This window comes from Ochrobactrum chromiisoli, assembly GCF_026241335.1.
Taxonomy (GTDB): domain Bacteria; phylum Pseudomonadota; class Alphaproteobacteria; order Rhizobiales; family Rhizobiaceae; genus Brucella; species Brucella chromiisoli.
This window is the reverse complement of sequence record NZ_JAPHAV010000012.1, coordinates 40,850-59,582: the sequence shown is the minus strand read 5'-3', so window position 1 is coordinate 59,582 and position 18,733 is coordinate 40,850. Positions and strand designations below refer to the sequence as shown.

Genomic DNA, 18,733 nt, shown 5'->3' with positions numbered 1-18,733 from the left:
GATGAGTTTCATCGACGTTGCCCTCATGGATTTAATGCTGCCGCCCGAACCTGGCTGGATTGCCGAGCCTATAGAACCTGGAAAGGGTGCGCGCGAATTGCAATTCGGGGTGTAGATAGTAGAGATCGCTGGTGATGATGAGCTTGTTGCGACCAAGCCTCGGATGCTCTTGAACGAATCCTTCCAGGCACGCCGCAGGTCGAGTAGTCTGACTCCAATCGTATAAAGCGGGACTGTCATCAAGAATTTCAGGTGCTGGCTGTTTGCCATCTCGGAGCATCTTCAGATCATCGATCAGTTGGTGGAGTTTGCTGATCATGTCGTTCAAATATTGCTGGCTATTCATGGGTAAGACTCCTCGTTACCAGGCGCTAGAACGCCGATTTGTGTCGTGTTAAATTTTGAGAATGAATTAGTTTCGGGAAACGCGGGTGTCCGGGTTTATCCTCTCAGAGAGATCGAACTTAATCTCACCGGAGAAATAAAGTGCCGTGATTGCCGCCATTGGTTCGCTTGAATTTCGAATGAGTTGAACGCAATGCTTCAGGGCAAGCGGCCCGACATCGTCAAGGGCAGACAGCACTCTCAAACGGTCAGCAAGCGACACCATGGAATAGTGCGCATATGGCAACAAGTCTACTGCGTTCGCAATAAGTGCATGATTGTCATCGAGCCTGTAAGTGGTGCAATCGTAAAGCCAGCCATCAGACTCAGCAGCCTTAACCACCCATTCCGGTGGGGTTTGGACATCAACCAGAAAATCCCCGTCGGGCCGCTGAACGGCGAAGTCCGGAGTATGACAACCGTCTCCAAATTGTACGAGCAGGGGCAAACAAGTCCAGCAAATTACGTCAGGAGACAGATCAAAAAGGCACGCCAGATTACGCGCTTGTTGCGAACGGAAAATCGGTTCGCCATTGCACTTCAGAACCTGCGACGGTGGGAACTTATAAGCAGATGCGTTAAGTCTGACGTCCGCGAGAACACGGTCGGTAATAGATTGGAACATGGAAGAGGGTTCCTCTGAACGCGACGGCAAATATCTCGGCCGTCAATGAACAACTGGTTCAGCAATCAGATGAAACGTATTCGAAGCACGCGGCTACCACCGCGCTCTGAGGGGCGTGATGGTAGCTTCGGGGAAGGGGTGATCGCGTGCTTCATATATAGAACATAAGCAGAACATTCATCCCGTGTCAACCGGTTTTGTGCGGTGATAATTCTTATCATCATTGGTCGAATTTTCAGGGATGCACCATGACATGGTTGATGGGTTAAAGATGCCTGGCAGTCGGAAATGTTCATGAATTAACAGAAAGTCTTGTGAATTCGTGGTGGCCAACGGGAGACGATAACGGATTGCGGTGGCCGCAATCAGCAAATCCTGACCGAGTTTTGGCTTCTTCGCGGATCGATCAGGTATCCAAAGGTGTTTGAGCTTTGGCACGGCGACCATTTTGGCCAATAGCCTGGAAATACAGACATCCTGCAACAAGCAGTCGATATCGCTTGCGAGGATATCTTCGAGCCAACTCTCCAACTGTGAAGCCCGGTCAGACTTGCATGCCCTTAGGTGTTCGATGCCTTTTTGAATCTCGAACACGGTGGCCACCGAGATTGCTAAAGATTTTTCCGGAAATTTTCTTATCCAGGTGATAAGATCAGGGGACGGATATCTGTAAGTGAACTGACTGACGACGCAAGTGTCTAGGAGAATTCGCTCAGGAGCTTTCATATTGTGCTCGCGTCGTTTGTTTATGAACGGATAAAATAAGGTTTAATTGCAGGGAATCCGTAAATAAAAAATAGGGAATATATTAGCGACCGCTGAAAAGCTGGCCGCTGTTGGTCGTCGCTGGAGATTCTATGACGGATAAGATTTGGAGCATGGATTCTGTGAAAGACAATCTCGAACAGCTTTTGTCGGAAGCAGAAAAGAACAGTCCGCGAACTATTCAAATAGGCAGAAAGCGCTTTCAGATTTTGTTTCTCGGAGAAAAAGAGGAAGCTCTGGCTTCAGAGCGTTTGGCAGCGGGCGGCCCTCTCGATAAGGACGAATCGTAACCGCATTTACGCACGTTCGATCCGAGTTCTGTCGCGTGCTGGTTGCGCAGGACACATTTGAGTTGCTCAGTCGAACGTTCGGGGGAAACCTGACTTTCAGGTTTCTATCCCGAGAACGGTCACAGGATCTGTTAATCTGTCATCCCAATTCACCCTCGCCGGAAAATAGGTGGTCGAAAGACTTCCATTGCTTTTCAAATGACTCAAGGGATTCAGAAGTTTTTTTATTGTCAATTCTCGCTAACTCAAGGCACAGACATTCGATCATAGCCATCGCAGGCACCAGAGAAACAAAAAAAGACGTCCCTTCTGATGGCACGATAAGATAGTAATCGGCCAAGTTTCGGAGATGAGGCTGGGAGACATCAGTAATCAGAGCTGTAGTCGAATGTCGTGCCTTCGCTTCCTTAAGCGCGGTGATGGTTGACTTATATATCCGCCAGAATCCCACGGCGACTACGATGTCGTCACTAGTAAGGTCACCAATTGCATTGGATATCGCTACGGCGTCATCCGCCAACTCGCTACGATAGCCCGCGAGTGTCGCATGATGGGCCAAAATTTTCCCCAATGCGGCATAACTTCCTGAGGCGATTATCAATCGGCGCTTCGCTGACGCAAATGAATCTGCAAGTTTTCTAATCTCTCGTCGGTCAAAGCTCCTTCGTAGATTCGTGAGCTCAGTGATTTGACAGGTCAGCGAATACCCTACCGGGTCAGCAGAAGCAGCCTGGTTTTCGTGTACGCTGCTGAGCTCGACAGCAGAGAGTGTGGCAATATATCTGGAGCGTATTTCCTGTCGAAGAGCGGGCCAGCCCGCGTATCCCAGGGCTTGTGCAGTTCTGATAACAGATGCACCGTTGAGCCGAGCCCGTTCTGCAATATCTTTCGCTGCAGCATATGATGCAAACTTCGGATCGGCGATGATCGTCTGTAGCACCTGATGGCTGGCGTCTGATAAATTATTCTTATTTTCCAGAGCCCTAAGCCAATCTTCGACTGAAGATCTGAATGTACCGTCTGCAATATTTTCTGCAATCATGTGGATTTCTATACCATTCTGCATAATTGTATGCAATTATGCCTGCGGTTAAATGATTGGAGGACTCCGCTGCCTTATGTGCAGCTCGGTTATTCATAAGACCTGCATTAAAGAAACGAAACAAATAGATCGACTTGGACTGCATTTAATCTGGACGAAATCCGGAGAGGGATAGCTGTGTCTAACGATCTTCAGCAACCTAAGAGGGGTTGATGTCAAATATTGCTCAACGATTGGAACGCCTTCCGTTTGGAGGTTTCCATTACAAGCTTTTGTTAATGGGCGGCCTCGGTTACATGTTTGAAGCGATTGACGCCGGAATTATCGCGTTTCTGCTGCCATCTCTTCGTCAAGAGTGGGCTCTTACAAGCGTCCAAACAGGTATGTTAGCTAGCGGAACCTATGTAGGTTTCTTGGGCGGCGCATTGATTGCTGGTGCGGTTGGCGACCGATATGGACGGCGGAGCGTCATGATGTGGGCGCTCGTCTTATTCTGCTTCGCATCGTTCGTGAGTGCTTTCGTCAACGATTGGCACCATTTTCTGGCACTTCGTGTTTTCGGTGGATTTGGCATGGGCGCTGAGGCGGCAATTATCGCGCCATTCCTTTCTGAATTCGTTGGAGCGAAACGGCGAGGCATGTTCACAGCCTCTCTTGCTGCTTTTTTCTCCTTCGGTTTCGTGATCTCGGCCCTGATTGGTTACGCGGTAGTGCCAAACTTTGAGGAAGGGTGGCGCTACGCGTTAATCATCACCGCCTTGCCTGTAATTTTTGTTCTCTGGTGGCGACGAGCATTGAGGGAATCCCCCCGATGGCTTGAAAGCCGGGGTCACCAACGAGAGGCCGAGGCGGTTATTGCAGATATCGAAGCCGAGTTCCGACGCAACAATATTCATTTGCCTGAACCGGAGCCCGCCAAAAATACCGTGGAGCCCTCACAAGCTTCGTTTTCAGAAAACTTCCGTGCGCTCTGGAGCCGTTCCATGCGTCGGATCACTATCATGACTTGGCTTCTGTGGCTCTCTGTGACTTTTTCTGTCTACGCATTCATGACTTGGATTCCGAGTTTGCTTGTTGATCGGGGAATGACCCTTACACAGAGTTTTTCGTTCTCTATCCTCATATATGCGGCACAGATTCCTGGCTATTTCACCGCCGCATGGCTCTGTGAAAAGATCGGCAGGCCCTACCTGATCGTGAGCTATATGGCTTTGGCATCGGTTGCTGCCTTGTCGTTGGCTTTTGCCCAGACGGACACACAAGTCATACTCGCGAGTATGGCTCTTTCCTTCTTCATCAATGGCGTAGCAGCGGGTGAGTATGCCTACACACCGGAAGTCTTTCCCACACGCTTCCGAGCTACAGGTGTTGGAACAGCATCTGCAGTGGGCCGGATCGGTGGAATCGCCGCTCCTGTTCTTGTTGGTTATGTTTATCCTCTTGGTGGGTTTGCCGCGGTTTTCGGAATGACAACCGTCATTCTGTTCATCGGCGGTCTTTCGGTTCTAATTTTGGGAATACCGACCAAGAACAGGTCATTAGAGGATATCGAGCAATTGGCGTTGGGGAATGCCAGCACTGAGCCGAGAGCGCAGAGACCCTAATCTCACTAAAACGATCAGTCCCGATCACGATTTTTCAACGATAGGTCCGAAAAGAGGAAGTCTAGCAGTGAGTTATATTATATTAGAGAACGCTAATGTTCTGGACGTTGTGAACGGCGATGTAAGCGCGGATAGCTACATCGTGATAGAAAATGACGAGATAGTTGAAATAGACAACTCAAAGCCATCCCGAGGTAAGGGAAGGGTCATCGACCTTAAAGGCCAAACCGTCATACCGGGCCTGATCGATTGTCACGTTCACGTCACGGCATTTGCTCCGACATTTTTGGAACTGTCGCAATCCTCTCCAACATATACAGCCCTTCAAGCCGCGACCATAATGAAAGGAATGTTGCTTCGCGGGTTTACAACGGTTCGTGATGTAGGTGGCGCGGACTTCGGCCTGCACAAAGCTATCGAAGATGGCTTGATCGTGGGTCCGAGACTATTCTTTGGCGGAAAGGCATTATCCCAATCTGGTGGTCACGGGGATATGCGTGTACCGGGGCGAGACGCTTTCGATAATGGATATTCCCAGCCTGGCTTGGGCATGATTGCGAATGGTATCGATGAAGTTCGCAAAGCGGCTCGAGACGAGATCAGAAGAGGTGCGCACCACATAAAGTTTATGGGAGGAGGTGGTGCATCATCCCCGACAGATCGTCTTGATTCTGATCAGTTTTCCGAAGAGGAAATTAGTGCGATCGTGGAAGAAGCCCTGATGGCAAATATCTACACGGCGGTACATGCTTACACTTCTCGCCAAATCGAGCGTTCCGTCAGGCTCGGCGTACGCTCTATCGAACATTGTAATTTTATCGACCAGCCGACGGCGAAACTAATGAAAGAAAAGGCTGCTTTCATGGTTCCAACCTTGGTTGCATATCACACCGCATCGAAATACGGCCTCGAGGCGGGTATGAGTAAAACGACTGTCGATAAGATAAATGTGTTGCTGGGAGCAGGACTCAATTCGATCGAACTAGCAAGAAGTCAAGGTATACCGATGGCTTATGGCAGCGATCTGGTAGGTAACTTTATGCACAAATATCAACTCAACGAGTTTCAGATCAGGGCAGAAGTTATTCCTCCTTTGGAGTTGCTCCAGTCGGCCACCTTGATTGGAGCCCAATTACTGAACTGTAGCTCGACGTTGGGTCAAGTGAAGCCAGGCTACAAGGCAGATGTTCTCGTGTACGAGAAAAACCCGTTGGATGAAATCGGCCTTTTGCAGAATCCGGAGAACATCAAAACAATCATCAAAGGTGGGGAGATCATTCGTAATGTTTAAGTTCGCGTGGATACAGGACACAATGGGAGATCCAGAATGAACAATTCCATGAAGCATTTGGTTGAGAACGTGCAGAAAGAAGTTCCATTTATTCTCTTGACTCTTCTCGCCGTTGATGGCGATGAGTTAACTCGGATATATTCGAACCTACCTGAACATTTCCCTGTTGGTGGTCGTAAGAAAATGCAAACGACGCCTTGGGGAACATTGGTTCTCCAAAGGCAGCACAACTATTTGGCCAAGGACAAAGAAGGTCTGCGTTGGGCATTTTCTGATCATGCTCTAACAGAAAGTCTGGGCGGCGGCTCCCAGATTAACGTCCCAATCGTTCGCGACGGTCGAACGCTTGGAACAATTAACCTGACGCATGAAGAGCATTTCTACGATGAAAACCATCTCCGTGCTGTCGAGGATTTTACAAAAAGACACCACTCGGAGTTGATCGGGATTTTCGATTGTGCACGGGAGAACTAAGATAAAATAATATTGAGAATAGAAAGTGATGAGCTCACTTTCTATTCTCTGAAGCGGTTAAAGATCAGCCACTATTTTTTCTGCTATATCCTGCGGTACCCATTTGCGCCAAAGATCTGGGCGTGTTTCAAGGAAATGCCGTGCACCATCTTCGCCTGTTGCCTGATTATCGGTCATCCAGACCATTAGTTCACTGACTGTGGCAGAAGTCCAGGAGCGTTTTGTGAGATACTCAATAACAGGAGCGATACCTGGACGTTTCTCAAATCTGGATGACACTAGGGTATCTACAGGGCCAGCAACCCAATAATTGGGTTTTGGATCGCCGCATGATGCAACTGTTGTGCATCTCGCCCACTCCTCTTCATCGCGGGGAACTCCTCCTTCAAGGCGGACCATAGGATATTTCCCCATAAGAGAAGTTGGAGACCAGTAGTAAGTGAGAAATCCTTCTTTGCGCTCATACGCCTTACTTATTGCGCCGTCTAGCCCAGCTGCGGAACCTGCATCGACGTTGATAAAGCCTTTCTTTTCGGCTTCGAATGCTTTGAATAGCTGCGCTGCGACTACGGTACTACCCCAGCTTTGGGGGCCACTCAGAATGGCACCTTTCGAAGGATCTTCGGGTGCTGGAAATAATTCTGGATGGCGGAGAGCATCTGCCACTGTTTTGATATCCGGGTGGGCATCTGCAAGATATTTGGGAATATGCCAACCCTCGACTGTGCCCTCCGGTATGGGATGGCCCAGTGATTTTACGCGTCCTTCCTCCAGGCCACGTTTCGCTACGTCGGGCAACAACGTAATTGTAGCTTCAGACAGGATATCTGGCTGTTCCTTTTCAACCATCGATGTGATTGTGGGGATAGTGTCGCCAAGGATGACGCTTGCTGTGCAGCCAAAGCCTTTTTCAAGGATAAGAGCGTCGACATTTGCCAGGGCATCGGCCGACTGCCATGACATGGCAGCTATGGATACGTCACCGCACTCCGCTTTTGCATAAGTAACCCCTGATGTGCACAGAACAAACGCCACTGAGCAGATTTTGAGATAATTCATTCAATTCCCCTTATTGTTGTATACGAAATGAATGCGATTAGATCATAAAGAATACGATATTACAAAAATGTATACAATATGAAATCTATGGATATTGCAAGGGCGCGAAACCCTGCCATCCGCAACGTCGGTGGCTAATGTGTTTGCATTGCACAGATGCAAGTTAAATCCTTGACGTTGACAATTTTATACAAACGAATTCTGATTTAATAAAAGTCATGGACAAGGAAGATTCGAAATGACCGAAAGAATAGCAGAAATACGCAAGTCGGCCGCAGACGTGGTCCGGGATGGGCTAAGAGAAGCAATCTTGGCAGGCGATTTCGGTGAAGGGCAACAATTGAGGCAGGATGAGATTGCCGTCCAGTTCGGAACATCCCGAATTCCAGTCCGGGAAGCACTTCGCCAGCTGGAAGGAGAGGGGCTGGTCGAACTCTACGCAAATAGAGGCGCGGTCGTCAAAGGTCTGTCAATTGATGATGTACTCGAAATGTTGGATATTCGTATAGCTCTCGAGTGCCGCGCGCTTAAGCTCGCCATCCCCAATATGGCCATCGAAGATTTTGAGAAAGCACAGCAGATCCTCGATCAATATGAGGAGACAGTGAGCCCTGAACAATGGGGAGAAATGAACTGGCAATTCCACTGGACGCTGTATCTGCCTTGCGGAAAGCCGAAATTGCTTGCGATGATTGAGGATAATTACGGACACGTTAACCGTTTCACGCGTCGCAAGGTCTCAACGGCAACCGGTAAGGCAAAGCCTCAAAAGGATCATACAACGTTATTAGAATTGTGCCGTCAGGAAGCAACAGAACAAGCTGTGTCACTTCTGGAACGACATATTGAAGCTACTCAGAAGTCATTGCGGGCAGCTATGCGCATTGGATAGGCTGGTGGCGACTGGAAAGCCGCCACCGCATTAATTAAATGATGCCTCGTTCTGGCAACGGTTGATTGTCTAATAAGCGCTGCCAACCAAAGCGTGTAAGATCGATGGTCTCATAACGCCCTTTTAACAAAAGCTCTGCCATCGCCAATCCACAACCGGGTGCGTGCATCAGGCCATGGCCGGAGAAACCAGCGAGCATGTGGAAGTTGGTCAAACCATCAGCACCCGGTCCGATAATAACGTTGCCGTCAAAGTCATTCTGATCGTAAAGGCCAGGCAGTGTGTTCTTGCATTTGGTTCGCTCGAACTGCGGGAACCGATGAGCTAGAGCGGGCCACACGACATTGTCGAAATAGTCGTGATCTTCTTCAAAATTGTAGCCACGAGGTTCAGCCAGCGTCGGTACACCGCCAGAATATCCTTTACCTTCTGGCCGGAATGCCAATCGCTCGGGGTCTTTAAGATATGGTAGCGGTTCAATAGGGTCTTGAGATTCAAAATAGTGTTCAAAGCGACGCAGTGGTTCGATTGGCGCATTGAACCCGAGCATGGCACAAATCTCTTTTGCCCACGCCCCGGCTGCGTTAACGAAATGATCTGCATCGATAATATCACCAGACTTCAATGTAACACTTTGGACGGTGTTAGCGTCTCGGTTCATCGAGACGACTTCGTCTGAGACAAATGTCGCACCAAGCGCTCGCGCTTTTTTTCTGAAACCCATCAGGACACTATGGGGGTCGAGCCAACCATCGTCCGGTGAATAAACAGCAGCCCCGAGATCAGATACATTCATCGACGGAAACTTATGCTTAAGTTCATCGGGTTCCAGCCAAACGACATTACAACCCATGCTCAGTTCAGTGTCATAGTTCTCTTTCAGCATATCGCGGCTGGTCGGCGGTACGATGAAGAGATAGCCATTCTTTTTCAGCCCGATATCTGCTGGAACACCATCAACTTCCATAGTCTCCGCAAAGCGGTCGAAAAACGGGATGCTATAGTTCGAAAGGGCAATATTCTCCGGAAGAGAAAATAGACGACGGACACCACCTGAGGCACGGGGAGTTGAAGCTAGGCTGTAGGTCGGGTCACGTTCGACGACAGTCACGGAGACGCTAGAGTCCATTGTTCTGATGTAATAGGCAACTGCTGCACCTATCGCTCCGCCTCCGATTACCACGATGTCGGTCTTCAACGCTATCTCCTTAGATGTTCGCTAATGGTTGCATTCGATAATACAAACACCATTGTGCTGCCTGAATATTTGTATTAGATATATCAGGATTGTATAAAATTACAACACAACGGATACATTAATTCTGGTGTTAAGCTAATGTTTGTTCAATACGTTCCAACACCGTATCCAAAGCACCGCGAATGGCGCTATCGCCGCCTAGATGTTTGAATTCGCTCCAGGCAAGTTCGTTAAGGCCGTTTGGAGTGGTGTGAGAGCAGCGCAAAGCGAATAATGAATATTCATCAGCACAGACCTTACGCGACAGTCCCGAGAGCAGCGTTGCGAGATATTGTCGAGAACTGGTCTCGGAGGCACCACACTCGACCATCCAAGTTTGTATCTCATCAAGCATTCCGAAATACGTGCCCATTAATCCACTAACAGCGGCATATATATTAAACTCGGCAAGCGAATCCGCGTTAACGACATTCCCCAAGGGTGAGAATAGGGCACTTGCATAGCGGCTTTCAGGAAAAACAGCGGTTACGCCCGTGCCTTCAGCTACAGCAGGTAATGGAATAGCGCGTACGACTTCGGCTGCATTGCCCACCAAACTCTGAATTACTTCCGAAGTCATTGTCGCTATTAAACTGATGATTTTTGCGTTCGTTGGAAATGAAATCGCAGAGATCACTTCGCGAGCAATTTGCGGTCTTACCGCGAGCACGATTAAATCTGCTGTATCAACGACGTCCTGATTGCTGATCGCAATCCGCACGGTCTGCGAAATTGCAGCCAGGTTCTTGGCTATTTCCTCATTGCGGGGGGAAACGACGATACTGTCGATCTTCAAGTCCGATTTAAGGAGACCACGAATTATAGCCTCCGTAATCGCTCCTGTGCCGACAAATCCAAGCCTGGCTGGAAGTTCCATTAGAGATGTCCACCATTGTTGAGAGCTTCGAGCTCCGTCATGATTTCTTTATCTTGGTAACGTGATGGCGACAGTTTGGAAGCATATTCGACGGTTGGCGCACCCGCCACCTGATCAGCGCATATCAAGCCCGAAATGCACGATGCCATAGTTCCAAAACCTGATAGAGCACCTGCGATAAATGCGCCGGGAGTATTAAGCATAGGGCCGATCAAAGGCCAGTTTTCACGTGTGGTGGTATAATAGCCGCCATAGTGGTGCGAATTTCGAGGTAGGTGTCCAACGTAGTTTGACAAGCCAGGCTGGAGACGGCTTGCAGCCCGAAGAAGAATGTCAGGAAAATGTTGGTCTATCGGCTCAGCCCCATGTGGATCAGAATGCGCATGATTAATCGCCCAACCCAGCTTGATCCACTTACCATTTTCGGCACCGTCCGGACGGCAGTGAATTGCGCCAGGCATGTCGCCAATTAGATGGGCTGTCGCTGGATCTTCTGCAAGAATCTCGCGTTCTTCATCTGTCCAGGCGATCTTTTGTCCGTCGAGGTCAATAGTAAACGGGAGATTCCGTGGCACAATGCCCAAGTGATCCTCAAAGGCGATCTTCTGCTGATAAATGCATGAAACGTTCAGCTCTTCACCAAGCAGTTTTGAAATATCTTCTATAAATGGTCCAGCTGCGTTCACGATGCGATCTGCCTTCAGCGTGGAAACCCCGCTTTCGGTTTTGATCGCTAGGTCAAATTGACTGCCGCGCTCGATGCCTGTGACTTCACCACGGACCAGACGACCACCATTTTCCTTAATGAATTCGAGCATGAACTGGCCAAGTTGCTGCCCGCTAATTGAACCGCCGCGACGGACATGAAGCACTGTTGCAATGTCGGGTTCGTAAGCTGGAAAGAGGTGTTGGATATGCGACTTATCACAAAGTACATCAACTCCGTCTGGAGCATCTCTCCAGTCGGCAGTGGTGGCCGGGCGATAACTCGGGTGGTCGCCAGCACCTTCGTGAAAACGTATTAATCCTTCGGCTTCTGTACCATAGCCGCGATACAAGTCTTCTATAAGATTGTCAGGCTTATAGTTTCGCGTGACCAATGCATAGCCACGCCTCGTCATATTAATCCGATTATCGGTTTCAGTGGCGATTTCCTCAAGCAGCCTGATCCCGTCGTTCGTGAACTGCGTCATAATTGGGTGAGGCCACCAATTTCGGTAGTTTTCACCCGATTGAGCAGAGGTGAGGCTCATGGGATCACGTGAATCGACAAGCACGACGTTCTTGAAGCCGTGTTTCCTTGAAAGATAATAGGCGACTGCGATCCCGACATTGCCCGCGCCAATAATGGCGATATCCGCCTGATCAATCTGATTAGCCATGACGACTTGAACCTACCTAGGTGTTAGTTTATGCGATAATCAAGAATTGCATACAATATAGTAATCGTTTATACAACGACAAAAGAGCGATTGCACAAACTCCGACACCGAGGATTGCCATGTACACTGAAAAACTTGAGATGCTCATTGATGGCGAATGGGTACCAGCTGAAGATGGGGCGACGGGTCCTCTGTTCAATCCTGCAGAAAACAGCGAAATAGCGGCTGTTCCGCGTGCTTCGTCGGGAGATCTGGATCGGGCTCTATCCGCTGCTGGAATTGCTTTCAGGAATTGGAAACACACCACTGCAGATCATCGTTGGCAGATATTGAGCAGGGCGGCCGATCTTATCGAGCAACGTCTAGATAGCATCGCTCGCACGTTGACCATGGAAAATGGCAAGTCATTGGTCGAGGCCAAGGGTGAACTTCAATTCTGCGCAGATGCCGTTCGGTGGTATGCCGAAGAAGGTAAGCGCGCGTATGGACGCATTGTGCCAGCTCGCTCACGTGATGTGAGGCAGTTGGTTGTCAAAGAGCCTGTAGGTCCTGCGCTGGGCTTCGCGGCATGGAATTTCCCGGCAGGAAACGTGACTTTGAAAATTGCGGGAGCACTGGCAGCTGGATGTAGCATCATTGTAAAACCAAGCGACGAAACACCAGGCACTGCGGTAGCAATTGGTCGCTGCTTTGTTGATGCAGGCGTACCTGCGGGCGTTCTGAACATAGTATTCGGACCTGCGGCTCCAATCTCCGAACACCTGATCGCCTCCCCGATTCCCCGGAAAGTTTCTCTGACTGGCTCTACTCCGGTGGGTAAGCTTTTGCAGCGTTTGGCGGCTGACAGTCTAAAACGTTGCACCATGGAACTGGGTGGTCATGCTCCGGTACTTGTTTTTGATGACGCAAAAATCGAAAAAGCTCTCGATGTACTCGTGGCGGCTAAATTCCGCAATGCGGGCCAAGTTTGTACGTCTCCTACGAGATTTTACGTTCATGAAAATGTGTATGAGCAGTTTATCAGTGGGTTTATTGAACGCACGCGCCAGATAGTTGTAGGCAACGGATTGCAACAGGGTACTCAGATGGGTCCTTTGATTACCGCACGTCGCCTCGACATGATGGACGAGTTTGTCAGCGATGCGGTTAACAAAGGTGCATCCATTGCTATCGGTGGTGAGAGGCTTGATGGCCCTGGCTATTTCTATGCCCCTACCGTTTTACGCGACGTGCCAGATGATGCCAGAGTTATGGTCGAGGAGCCTTTCGGGCCTCTGGCTCAGTTCGCACCGTTTAAGGCGGTCGACGAAGTAATAGCGCGAGCCAATTCACTTCCATTCGGGTTGGCGGCTTACCTGTTTACGACAAATCACGCAATTGCCTCAGCAGTCGGCGAAGAGTTGGAAGCAGGTGTAGTCGGTCTCAATCACACCTCCGTTCATGAAGCAGAGACGCCTTTTGGCGGAGTAAATGAATCCGGCTATGGCGCTGAAAGCGGTGTTGAGGGGCTGGAAGCTTATCTGCGGACTAAAATGATCACGGAGAAGAGAGTCTGAATGACATGTGTGTGCGAAAGTCCGACGAAACTCACAAGGAGATGAGAATATGCGTAGCACCAAAGTAATGCATATTGTCGGTTGCCACGCCGAAGGCGAGGTTGGTGATGTGATCGTTGGGGGCGTTCCTACGCCCCCTGGAAAGACGATCTGGGAACAGTCACGGTTTGTTGCTACCGATCAGACTCTGCGCAACTTCGTTCTGAATGAACCACGTGGTGGTATTTTCCGTCATGTGAACCTGTTGGTACCTCCCGTCCATCCTGATGCCGACATTGGCTGGATAATAATGGAACCCAACGACACCCCGCCAATGTCTGGTTCTAACTCAATCTGCGTGGCGACAGTGCTGCTCGACACGGGTATAATTCCGATGCAGGAACCCATCACCCAGTTCGTAATTGAAGCCCCGGCAGGATTAGTCCAAGTTACAGCTCATTGCCGAGAAGGCAAGGCCGAGAAGATCACCGTAAAGAATATACCTTCTTTTGCTGACAAGCTTGATGTTGCCCTCGAGGTGTCAGGCGCTGGAACGCTGACAGTGGATACAGCTTGGGGAGGGGACAGTTTTGTAGTCGTTGACGCGAAGTCGCTGGGCTTCGAGATAGTCCCGGATGAGGCGCGCGATATCGCCGAGATGGCGATGAAGATAATTCGTGCTGCCAACGAACAGCTTGGCTTTAAACACCCGACTAACGCGTGGGATCATATCTCTTTCTGTCAATTTACGAATCCCGTCTGCAAAGAGAGCGGCGTTCTGACCGGCAAGAATACGGTGGTTTGCAATCCTGGAAAGCTCGATCGCTCGCCAACGGGGACGGGATGCTCGGCTCGTATGGCGTTGTTGCACGCTCGTGGTCAGATGAAGGTCGGTGACAAGTTTGTCGGCAAGTCAATAATCGATACCGAATTTCATTGTTCAATCGCAACGGAAACCGTGGTGGGTAACTACGCAGCTATTGTGCCAACGATTTCCGGCAGAGCGTGGATTACGGGTACGATGCAACATTTTCTCGACCCCACCGATCCGTTCCCTGGTGGTTATCGTCTCTCTGATACGTGGCCCATGCTCGCGTAGCTGAGACAATGGCCCCACCGGACATGTGCAAGCATTCAACCATTTATCCTGTCTAGATTATATACAATCAGATATTGATTTATGCGAAATGTTGTGATTGTATCCATTTGTTTACGGCGGGGTGCCTAGTTTGGCACGACCATGGCAGGTCGATCCCAATTACTCCAAAGGGGAGAGCGTCAATGAAAAGAAGAATGTTTTTGGCCGCGCTAGTCGCGACTACAGTTGCTTTTGCACAGGCGTCATATGCTCAAGAGAAGACGCTTGTTGTTGGTACCGATATCGAAGCCAAACCCTTCGATTTTGCTCAGGATGGAAAGTATATTGGGTTCGATCAAGACCTGCTTGCAGAAATCGCTAAGGAGGTTGGATTCAAGTATACGGTAAATCCCATGGATTTCGGGGCGTTGATCCCAGCCCTTCAGACTGCCAACATCGACTTGGCTATTTCCAGTATTTTTATGACGGATGCCCGGAAGAAGGTCGTTGATTTCTCAGATGTTTACTTCACCAGTGCACTCGGTGTTCTCATCGATAGCGATGATGCGACGATTAAATCTGGCGGTGACCTTGCGGGTAAGAAAGTTGCCTCTGTGACGGGAGCGGCATCGACGGCATGGCTGAAGGAAAACGTTCCCACCGCACAAGTGACTCTATTCCCGCAATTTTCGAATATGGTGATGGAACTACGAGCGGGTCGCGCAGAAGCAGTCGTGTACGATTATCCCTATCTTGCCTATTACGCGAAGACTGAGGGTGGCGACGAGGTGAAGCTGTTGGACAAACCAGTCGGCGACGGGATTCCAGTTGGTATTGCTTTCCCGAAGGGTAGCGATCTCGTCGCCCCAACCAATGAAGCTTTGAAAAAAATCAAGGCAGATGGTCGCTACGATGAAATCTATAAAAAGTGGTTCGGCAGCCTTCCCCAAAACTAAAGTCGAATCTGTACATAACGTAGTAAAATAAGGGAGCTACGATGACTTTCGAGTGGTCGGCAATCATCGATGCTTTACCTGCATTGCTCCGTGGAGCGGCGTCAACTGTAATGGTTGCCGCCGTCTCCCTCATCGCAGGTATGGTGCTGGGAACGATCATCGGTGTGATCCGAACCTATGCGCCAAAATATATATCTCTAGTCGCTCAGATTTACATTGGACTTATTCGTGGTACGCCGATGGTCGTACAAATAATGTTCATTTACTTCGCGCTGCCCATGCTCTTAGGCGTGAAACTAACTGCTTTGACGGCAGGTGTGATCGCGTTAACAGTCAACTCATCTGCCTATATTGCTGAGATTGTTCGTGGTGGTTTCCTTGCTGTTCCTAAAGGGCTTCAAGAGGCGGGTCTCGCTATGGGATTGCCACTTCATAAGGTGCTCTTGAATATCGTCGGGCCAGTGGCATTTCGCAGAATGGTTCCGGCACTGGGAAATCAGTTCATAATCGGCGTGAAGGATACGTCCCTCCTTATCGTGATCGGCGTAGCAGAACTGACACGTACTGGACAAGAAATCATGACTGAGAATTATCGTGCTGTTGAGATATGGACGGCCGTCGCGATTATCTATCTCTTGATGATTAGCATCATGGCAATCGGCTTCAGATTATTGGAAAAGCGGATACATTTGTCATGAGTATCGTAGAATTCCGAAAAGTTGTTAAAAGCTTTGGTCCTGTAGATGTTCTGAAGTCAGTTGATCTGAAAATTGATCCAGGTGAGATTGTTTTCCTGATTGGGCCGTCCGGTTCGGGTAAGTCTACGCTCTTGCGCTGCATAAATGTATTGGAGACGATACAAAGTGGCGATCTGATTGTTGACGGCATCAGTGCAAAAGGCACTAGCAAACAGATAAGGCAAATTCGTCTTGAAGCGGGTATGGTGTTCCAGCAGTTTAATCTGTTTCCCCATTTGACCGCCCTGGAAAATGTGATGTTTGGGCCGCTCAAGGTTCGGAATGCGAGTAGAAAAGACGCGGAAGTCATAGCGAAAGATTTGCTTGCAAAAGTCGGTTTGGCAGAACGTGCGCATCATTATCCCAGTCAGCTGTCAGGAGGCCAGCAACAACGCGTGGCTATTGCCCGATCGCTTGCGGTAAAGCCGAAGCTTATGCTTTTCGATGAGCCGACATCAGCGTTAGATCCGGAGCTTCGACATGAAGTTCTGCAGGTGATGAGACAACTTGCCAGCGACGGAATGACGATGGTCATCGTGACACATGAAATCGGTTTTGCACGCGATGTTGGCAGTCGCCTCTTGTTCATGGATCAGGGAAAGATTCAGCACGACGGCAAACCCCAGGAATTGCTAGCAAACCCACCGAGTGAGCGGCTATCGAATTTCCTCCAGCACATTCGGTAATTGCTTCAAAAGGCGGGCGATTGTCTGAGAATTCCAGTTCACAGATGTCGTCCGCGATGCAAAATTGATGAACACTGTCATCGATAACTCGTCAGTGCCAAAAATCTATTAAGACCAAAGCACGAGACCCGCCTTTTTACTGGAGTCTGCTATGCTGAATGTGGGGGATTCCGTTAACGCGCGTGCCGATGTACCTGCACTCGCGGCGATGTTATGTGCATTAGTGTGCTCTGCACTCGGGGCGAGTCTGAGTAAAACCATCTTTCCCTTGATTGGTCCGGACGGCGTTACGGCACTTAGAGTGGGGATATCGGCAGTTATTCTATTGTCTGTTATGCGCCCTTGGAAGCAATCCGTATCGATAAATGCCACATCTTATTCGATGTTCTGGGTAGTCGGATATGGCCTATCTCTGGGATTAATGAATTTATTCATCTATCACGCGTTCTCGCGTCTTCCGATCGGCATAGCCACTGCTATTGAAGTGAGTGGCCCATTATTGCTGACGCTTATTTCATCGCGCACGCGTCGCGATTTCTTATGGTTGTTCCTCGCCCTGGGAGGGCTTTCATTGCTTCTTCCACTGCGTGCGGACAATGGCTTGGATCCGGTCGGCCTTCTATTTGCTGTTGCAGCATCCACATGTTGGGTCGGCTACATCGTGTTAGGAAAAAGGGCGTCAGTAATTGGACCGTCTCGCGCAGTGGCTGTCGGGATGCTTATCGCTGCCATCGCAACGGTACCTGTAGGATTGTTCACGGTTGGTGTTAGCAGTTTTTTGAATTGGCACATATTTGCCGTTGGTGTAGGCGTCGCCACGCTTTCGAGTACTATTCCGTATCTTCTGGAGATGCTGGCGTTATCTCGTCTGTCGATCAAGACTGTCGGGATCATGTTTAGCGCTGCGCCTGCGATTGCGGCCATAGTCGGTATGATTATTTTAAGTGAGTCCCTCGGGGTGGTGCAATGGCTGGCAATTTTCCTGATCATGTTGGCTTCGGCAGGCGCTGCGGCATTTTCGGCTCGAGCTGCACACTGAATGTGCTTGGCTTGCATAAAAAGTGACCATAACTTATGCAATAGTCTACAAATGTATAAGGTGAACTGTGACAAAGATTGAAACGAGACGTTCTGCGCCGGACTTGGTGAGAGACGGACTGCGCATAGCAATTCTCAACGGCGAATTGGCTCAGGGCGCGCAATTGCGACAGGATCAGATCGCTGAGCAATTCGGGACCAGCAGAATTCCTGTGCGAGAGGCGCTGAGACAACTGGAAACCGAGGGATTGGTAAAAATCGAGCCCAATCGCGGTGCTGTGGTTGCCAGCCTCTCGTTGGATGATGTTTTAGAGATGCTTGATATACGCATCGCCTTGGAATGTCATGCGTTGCGTCTCGCCATCCCGCAGATGGCCGAGGAAGATTTCGATTTGGCGGAGAGCATCCTCGACGGATATAATAAAGAGCCTGATCCTGAAACATGGTCCACGATGAACTGGCAATTTCATTGGACAATTTATGCACCATGCCATCGACCACGATTGTTGGCGATGATCGAGGCGAACTATGGTCATGTGAACAGATTTGTCCGGATGCAGGTCTCGATGGCTGCGGGAAAAGAGCGCCCCCAAAAAGAGCACGAACTGCTGCTGGAGTACTGCCGATCCGGAGAAACGGAGAAGGCAGTGAGCCTCTTGGGCACGCACATTGATCAAACAAAAAAGTCGGTGCAAGCAAGCAAGCGTCATAGATCCTGAATGGGGTTGGAGCGCTGTAAAAGCTTGTGTGTCCTGAGAACAAACTAACCCGAATTTTTACC

The 18,733-nt window shown here is 49.5% G+C and carries 20 protein-coding genes; 12 read left to right on the top strand and 8 right to left on the bottom strand.

Annotated features, from left to right (window positions below; all coding sequences use genetic code 11):
• Positions 1 to 31: 31 nt before the first annotated feature.
• From OPR82_RS17860 to OPR82_RS17850, 3 genes are all read right to left on the bottom strand, one after another.
• Complete coding sequence (locus tag OPR82_RS17860) at positions 32 to 346, bottom strand: DUF6634 family protein (protein ID WP_113533302.1); 315 nt, start codon at positions 344 to 346, stop codon at positions 32 to 34.
• Positions 347 to 412: 66 nt separating this feature from the next.
• Positions 413 to 1,009, bottom strand: a complete 597-nt coding sequence (locus OPR82_RS17855) for a hypothetical protein (protein WP_265986252.1) — start codon at positions 1,007 to 1,009, stop codon at positions 413 to 415.
• A gap of 177 nt (positions 1,010 to 1,186) precedes the next feature.
• Positions 1,187 to 1,735, bottom strand: coding sequence for a PIN domain-containing protein (locus OPR82_RS17850; RefSeq protein WP_162762589.1), 549 nt, complete (start codon positions 1,733 to 1,735; stop codon positions 1,187 to 1,189).
• Between the two features lie 131 nt (positions 1,736 to 1,866).
• Between OPR82_RS17850 and OPR82_RS17845 the strand changes: the two genes are divergently transcribed.
• Complete coding sequence (locus OPR82_RS17845; RefSeq protein WP_113533305.1) at positions 1,867 to 2,064, top strand: hypothetical protein; 198 nt, start codon at positions 1,867 to 1,869, stop codon at positions 2,062 to 2,064.
• Between the two features lie 139 nt (positions 2,065 to 2,203).
• On the opposite strand, the gene OPR82_RS17840 is transcribed toward OPR82_RS17845, so the two are convergent.
• Positions 2,204 to 3,106: a MurR/RpiR family transcriptional regulator gene (locus tag OPR82_RS17840; RefSeq protein ID WP_265986251.1), complete on the bottom strand. Its 903-nt coding sequence runs from the start codon at positions 3,104 to 3,106 to the stop codon at positions 2,204 to 2,206.
• A 212-nt stretch (positions 3,107 to 3,318) separates the two neighbouring features.
• Here OPR82_RS17840 and OPR82_RS17835 point away from each other — a divergent pair, with 212 nt between their 5' ends.
• From OPR82_RS17835 to OPR82_RS17825, 3 genes are all read left to right on the top strand, one after another.
• Positions 3,319 to 4,710, top strand: a complete 1,392-nt coding sequence (locus OPR82_RS17835; RefSeq protein WP_265986250.1) for an MFS transporter — start codon at positions 3,319 to 3,321, stop codon at positions 4,708 to 4,710.
• Between the two features lie 67 nt (positions 4,711 to 4,777).
• On the top strand, positions 4,778 to 6,001 hold the full coding sequence (locus OPR82_RS17830; RefSeq protein WP_113533308.1) for a metal-dependent hydrolase family protein: 1,224 nt from the start codon (positions 4,778 to 4,780) through the stop codon (positions 5,999 to 6,001).
• 36 nt (positions 6,002 to 6,037) lie between these two features.
• Positions 6,038 to 6,475 carry a GAF domain-containing protein gene (locus OPR82_RS17825; protein WP_113533309.1) on the top strand — a complete coding sequence of 146 codons (438 nt, stop codon included), beginning with the start codon at positions 6,038 to 6,040 and terminating at the stop codon, positions 6,473 to 6,475.
• A gap of 57 nt (positions 6,476 to 6,532) precedes the next feature.
• Here the strand turns inward: OPR82_RS17825 and OPR82_RS17820 are convergent, their stop codons facing one another.
• The gene (locus tag OPR82_RS17820; RefSeq protein ID WP_113533310.1) at positions 6,533 to 7,534 is read right to left on the bottom strand and encodes a glycine betaine ABC transporter substrate-binding protein; all 1,002 of its coding nucleotides are present in this window, start codon (positions 7,532 to 7,534) and stop codon (positions 6,533 to 6,535) included.
• A 238-nt stretch (positions 7,535 to 7,772) separates the two neighbouring features.
• Between OPR82_RS17820 and OPR82_RS17815 the strand changes: the two genes are divergently transcribed.
• A complete protein-coding gene (locus tag OPR82_RS17815) occupies positions 7,773 to 8,426 on the top strand; it encodes a GntR family transcriptional regulator (RefSeq protein ID WP_113533311.1) in 654 nt (217 codons plus the stop codon).
• Positions 8,427 to 8,460: 34 nt separating this feature from the next.
• Here the strand turns inward: OPR82_RS17815 and OPR82_RS17810 are convergent, their stop codons facing one another.
• From OPR82_RS17810 to OPR82_RS17800, 3 genes are all read right to left on the bottom strand, one after another.
• Complete coding sequence (locus OPR82_RS17810) at positions 8,461 to 9,624, bottom strand: NAD(P)/FAD-dependent oxidoreductase (RefSeq protein ID WP_113533312.1); 1,164 nt, start codon at positions 9,622 to 9,624, stop codon at positions 8,461 to 8,463.
• A 130-nt stretch (positions 9,625 to 9,754) separates the two neighbouring features.
• Positions 9,755 to 10,540, bottom strand: a complete 786-nt coding sequence (locus tag OPR82_RS17805) for a pyrroline-5-carboxylate reductase (protein WP_265986248.1) — start codon at positions 10,538 to 10,540, stop codon at positions 9,755 to 9,757.
• Positions 10,540 to 11,922: an NAD(P)/FAD-dependent oxidoreductase gene (locus OPR82_RS17800; protein WP_113533314.1), complete on the bottom strand. Its 1,383-nt coding sequence runs from the start codon at positions 11,920 to 11,922 to the stop codon at positions 10,540 to 10,542. Before OPR82_RS17800 ends, OPR82_RS17805 begins: the two co-directional genes overlap by 1 nt.
• Before the next feature lie 119 nt (positions 11,923 to 12,041).
• On the opposite strand from OPR82_RS17800, the gene OPR82_RS17795 reads away from it, so the two are divergent.
• From OPR82_RS17795 to OPR82_RS17765, 7 genes are all read left to right on the top strand, one after another.
• On the top strand, positions 12,042 to 13,478 hold the full coding sequence (locus tag OPR82_RS17795; RefSeq protein WP_113533315.1) for an NAD-dependent succinate-semialdehyde dehydrogenase: 1,437 nt from the start codon (positions 12,042 to 12,044) through the stop codon (positions 13,476 to 13,478).
• 49 nt (positions 13,479 to 13,527) lie between these two features.
• The gene (locus OPR82_RS17790) at positions 13,528 to 14,556 is read left to right on the top strand and encodes a trans-3-hydroxy-L-proline dehydratase (protein ID WP_113533316.1); all 1,029 of its coding nucleotides are present in this window, start codon (positions 13,528 to 13,530) and stop codon (positions 14,554 to 14,556) included.
• Between the two features lie 182 nt (positions 14,557 to 14,738).
• Positions 14,739 to 15,491: a transporter substrate-binding domain-containing protein gene (locus OPR82_RS17785; RefSeq protein WP_113533317.1), complete on the top strand. Its 753-nt coding sequence runs from the start codon at positions 14,739 to 14,741 to the stop codon at positions 15,489 to 15,491.
• 41 nt (positions 15,492 to 15,532) lie between these two features.
• Positions 15,533 to 16,189, top strand: a complete 657-nt coding sequence (locus OPR82_RS17780; protein ID WP_113533318.1) for an ABC transporter permease subunit — start codon at positions 15,533 to 15,535, stop codon at positions 16,187 to 16,189.
• Positions 16,186 to 16,914 (top strand): glutamine ABC transporter ATP-binding protein GlnQ, encoded by a 729-nt coding sequence (glnQ, locus tag OPR82_RS17775; RefSeq protein ID WP_113533319.1) that lies wholly within the window; start codon positions 16,186 to 16,188, stop codon positions 16,912 to 16,914. The genes OPR82_RS17780 and glnQ overlap by 4 nt, the downstream gene beginning before the upstream one ends.
• Before the next feature lie 151 nt (positions 16,915 to 17,065).
• Positions 17,066 to 17,953 carry an EamA family transporter gene (locus OPR82_RS17770; RefSeq protein WP_113533320.1) on the top strand — a complete coding sequence of 296 codons (888 nt, stop codon included), beginning with the start codon at positions 17,066 to 17,068 and terminating at the stop codon, positions 17,951 to 17,953.
• Positions 17,954 to 18,020: 67 nt separating this feature from the next.
• Complete coding sequence (locus tag OPR82_RS17765; protein WP_265986245.1) at positions 18,021 to 18,671, top strand: GntR family transcriptional regulator; 651 nt, start codon at positions 18,021 to 18,023, stop codon at positions 18,669 to 18,671.
• Positions 18,672 to 18,733: the final 62 nt, after the last annotated feature.

Excerpts from the sequence above, each read along its gene's own strand:
- OPR82_RS17860 (WP_113533302.1), bottom strand. The coding sequence starts at position 346 with ATGAATAGCCAGCAATATTTGAACGACATGATCAGCAAACTCCACCAA.
- OPR82_RS17855 (WP_265986252.1), bottom strand. The coding sequence starts at position 1,009 with ATGTTCCAATCTATTACCGACCGTGTTCTCGCGGACGTCAGACTTAAC.
- OPR82_RS17850 (WP_162762589.1), bottom strand. The coding sequence starts at position 1,735 with ATGAAAGCTCCTGAGCGAATTCTCCTAGACACTTGCGTCGTCAGTCAG.
- OPR82_RS17845 (WP_113533305.1), top strand. The coding sequence starts at position 1,867 with ATGACGGATAAGATTTGGAGCATGGATTCTGTGAAAGACAATCTCGAA.
- OPR82_RS17840 (WP_265986251.1), bottom strand. The coding sequence starts at position 3,106 with ATGATTGCAGAAAATATTGCAGACGGTACATTCAGATCTTCAGTCGAA.
- OPR82_RS17835 (WP_265986250.1), top strand. The coding sequence starts at position 3,319 with ATGTCAAATATTGCTCAACGATTGGAACGCCTTCCGTTTGGAGGTTTC.
- OPR82_RS17825 (WP_113533309.1), top strand. The coding sequence starts at position 6,038 with ATGAACAATTCCATGAAGCATTTGGTTGAGAACGTGCAGAAAGAAGTT.
- OPR82_RS17820 (WP_113533310.1), bottom strand. The coding sequence starts at position 7,534 with ATGAATTATCTCAAAATCTGCTCAGTGGCGTTTGTTCTGTGCACATCA.
- OPR82_RS17815 (WP_113533311.1), top strand. The coding sequence starts at position 7,773 with ATGACCGAAAGAATAGCAGAAATACGCAAGTCGGCCGCAGACGTGGTC.
- OPR82_RS17805 (WP_265986248.1), bottom strand. The coding sequence starts at position 10,540 with ATGGAACTTCCAGCCAGGCTTGGATTTGTCGGCACAGGAGCGATTACG.
- OPR82_RS17800 (WP_113533314.1), bottom strand. The coding sequence starts at position 11,922 with ATGGCTAATCAGATTGATCAGGCGGATATCGCCATTATTGGCGCGGGC.
- OPR82_RS17795 (WP_113533315.1), top strand. The coding sequence starts at position 12,042 with ATGTACACTGAAAAACTTGAGATGCTCATTGATGGCGAATGGGTACCA.
- OPR82_RS17790 (WP_113533316.1), top strand. The coding sequence starts at position 13,528 with ATGCGTAGCACCAAAGTAATGCATATTGTCGGTTGCCACGCCGAAGGC.
- OPR82_RS17785 (WP_113533317.1), top strand. The coding sequence starts at position 14,739 with ATGAAAAGAAGAATGTTTTTGGCCGCGCTAGTCGCGACTACAGTTGCT.
- OPR82_RS17780 (WP_113533318.1), top strand. The coding sequence starts at position 15,533 with ATGACTTTCGAGTGGTCGGCAATCATCGATGCTTTACCTGCATTGCTC.
- glnQ (WP_113533319.1), top strand. The coding sequence starts at position 16,186 with ATGAGTATCGTAGAATTCCGAAAAGTTGTTAAAAGCTTTGGTCCTGTA.
- OPR82_RS17770 (WP_113533320.1), top strand. The coding sequence starts at position 17,066 with ATGCTGAATGTGGGGGATTCCGTTAACGCGCGTGCCGATGTACCTGCA.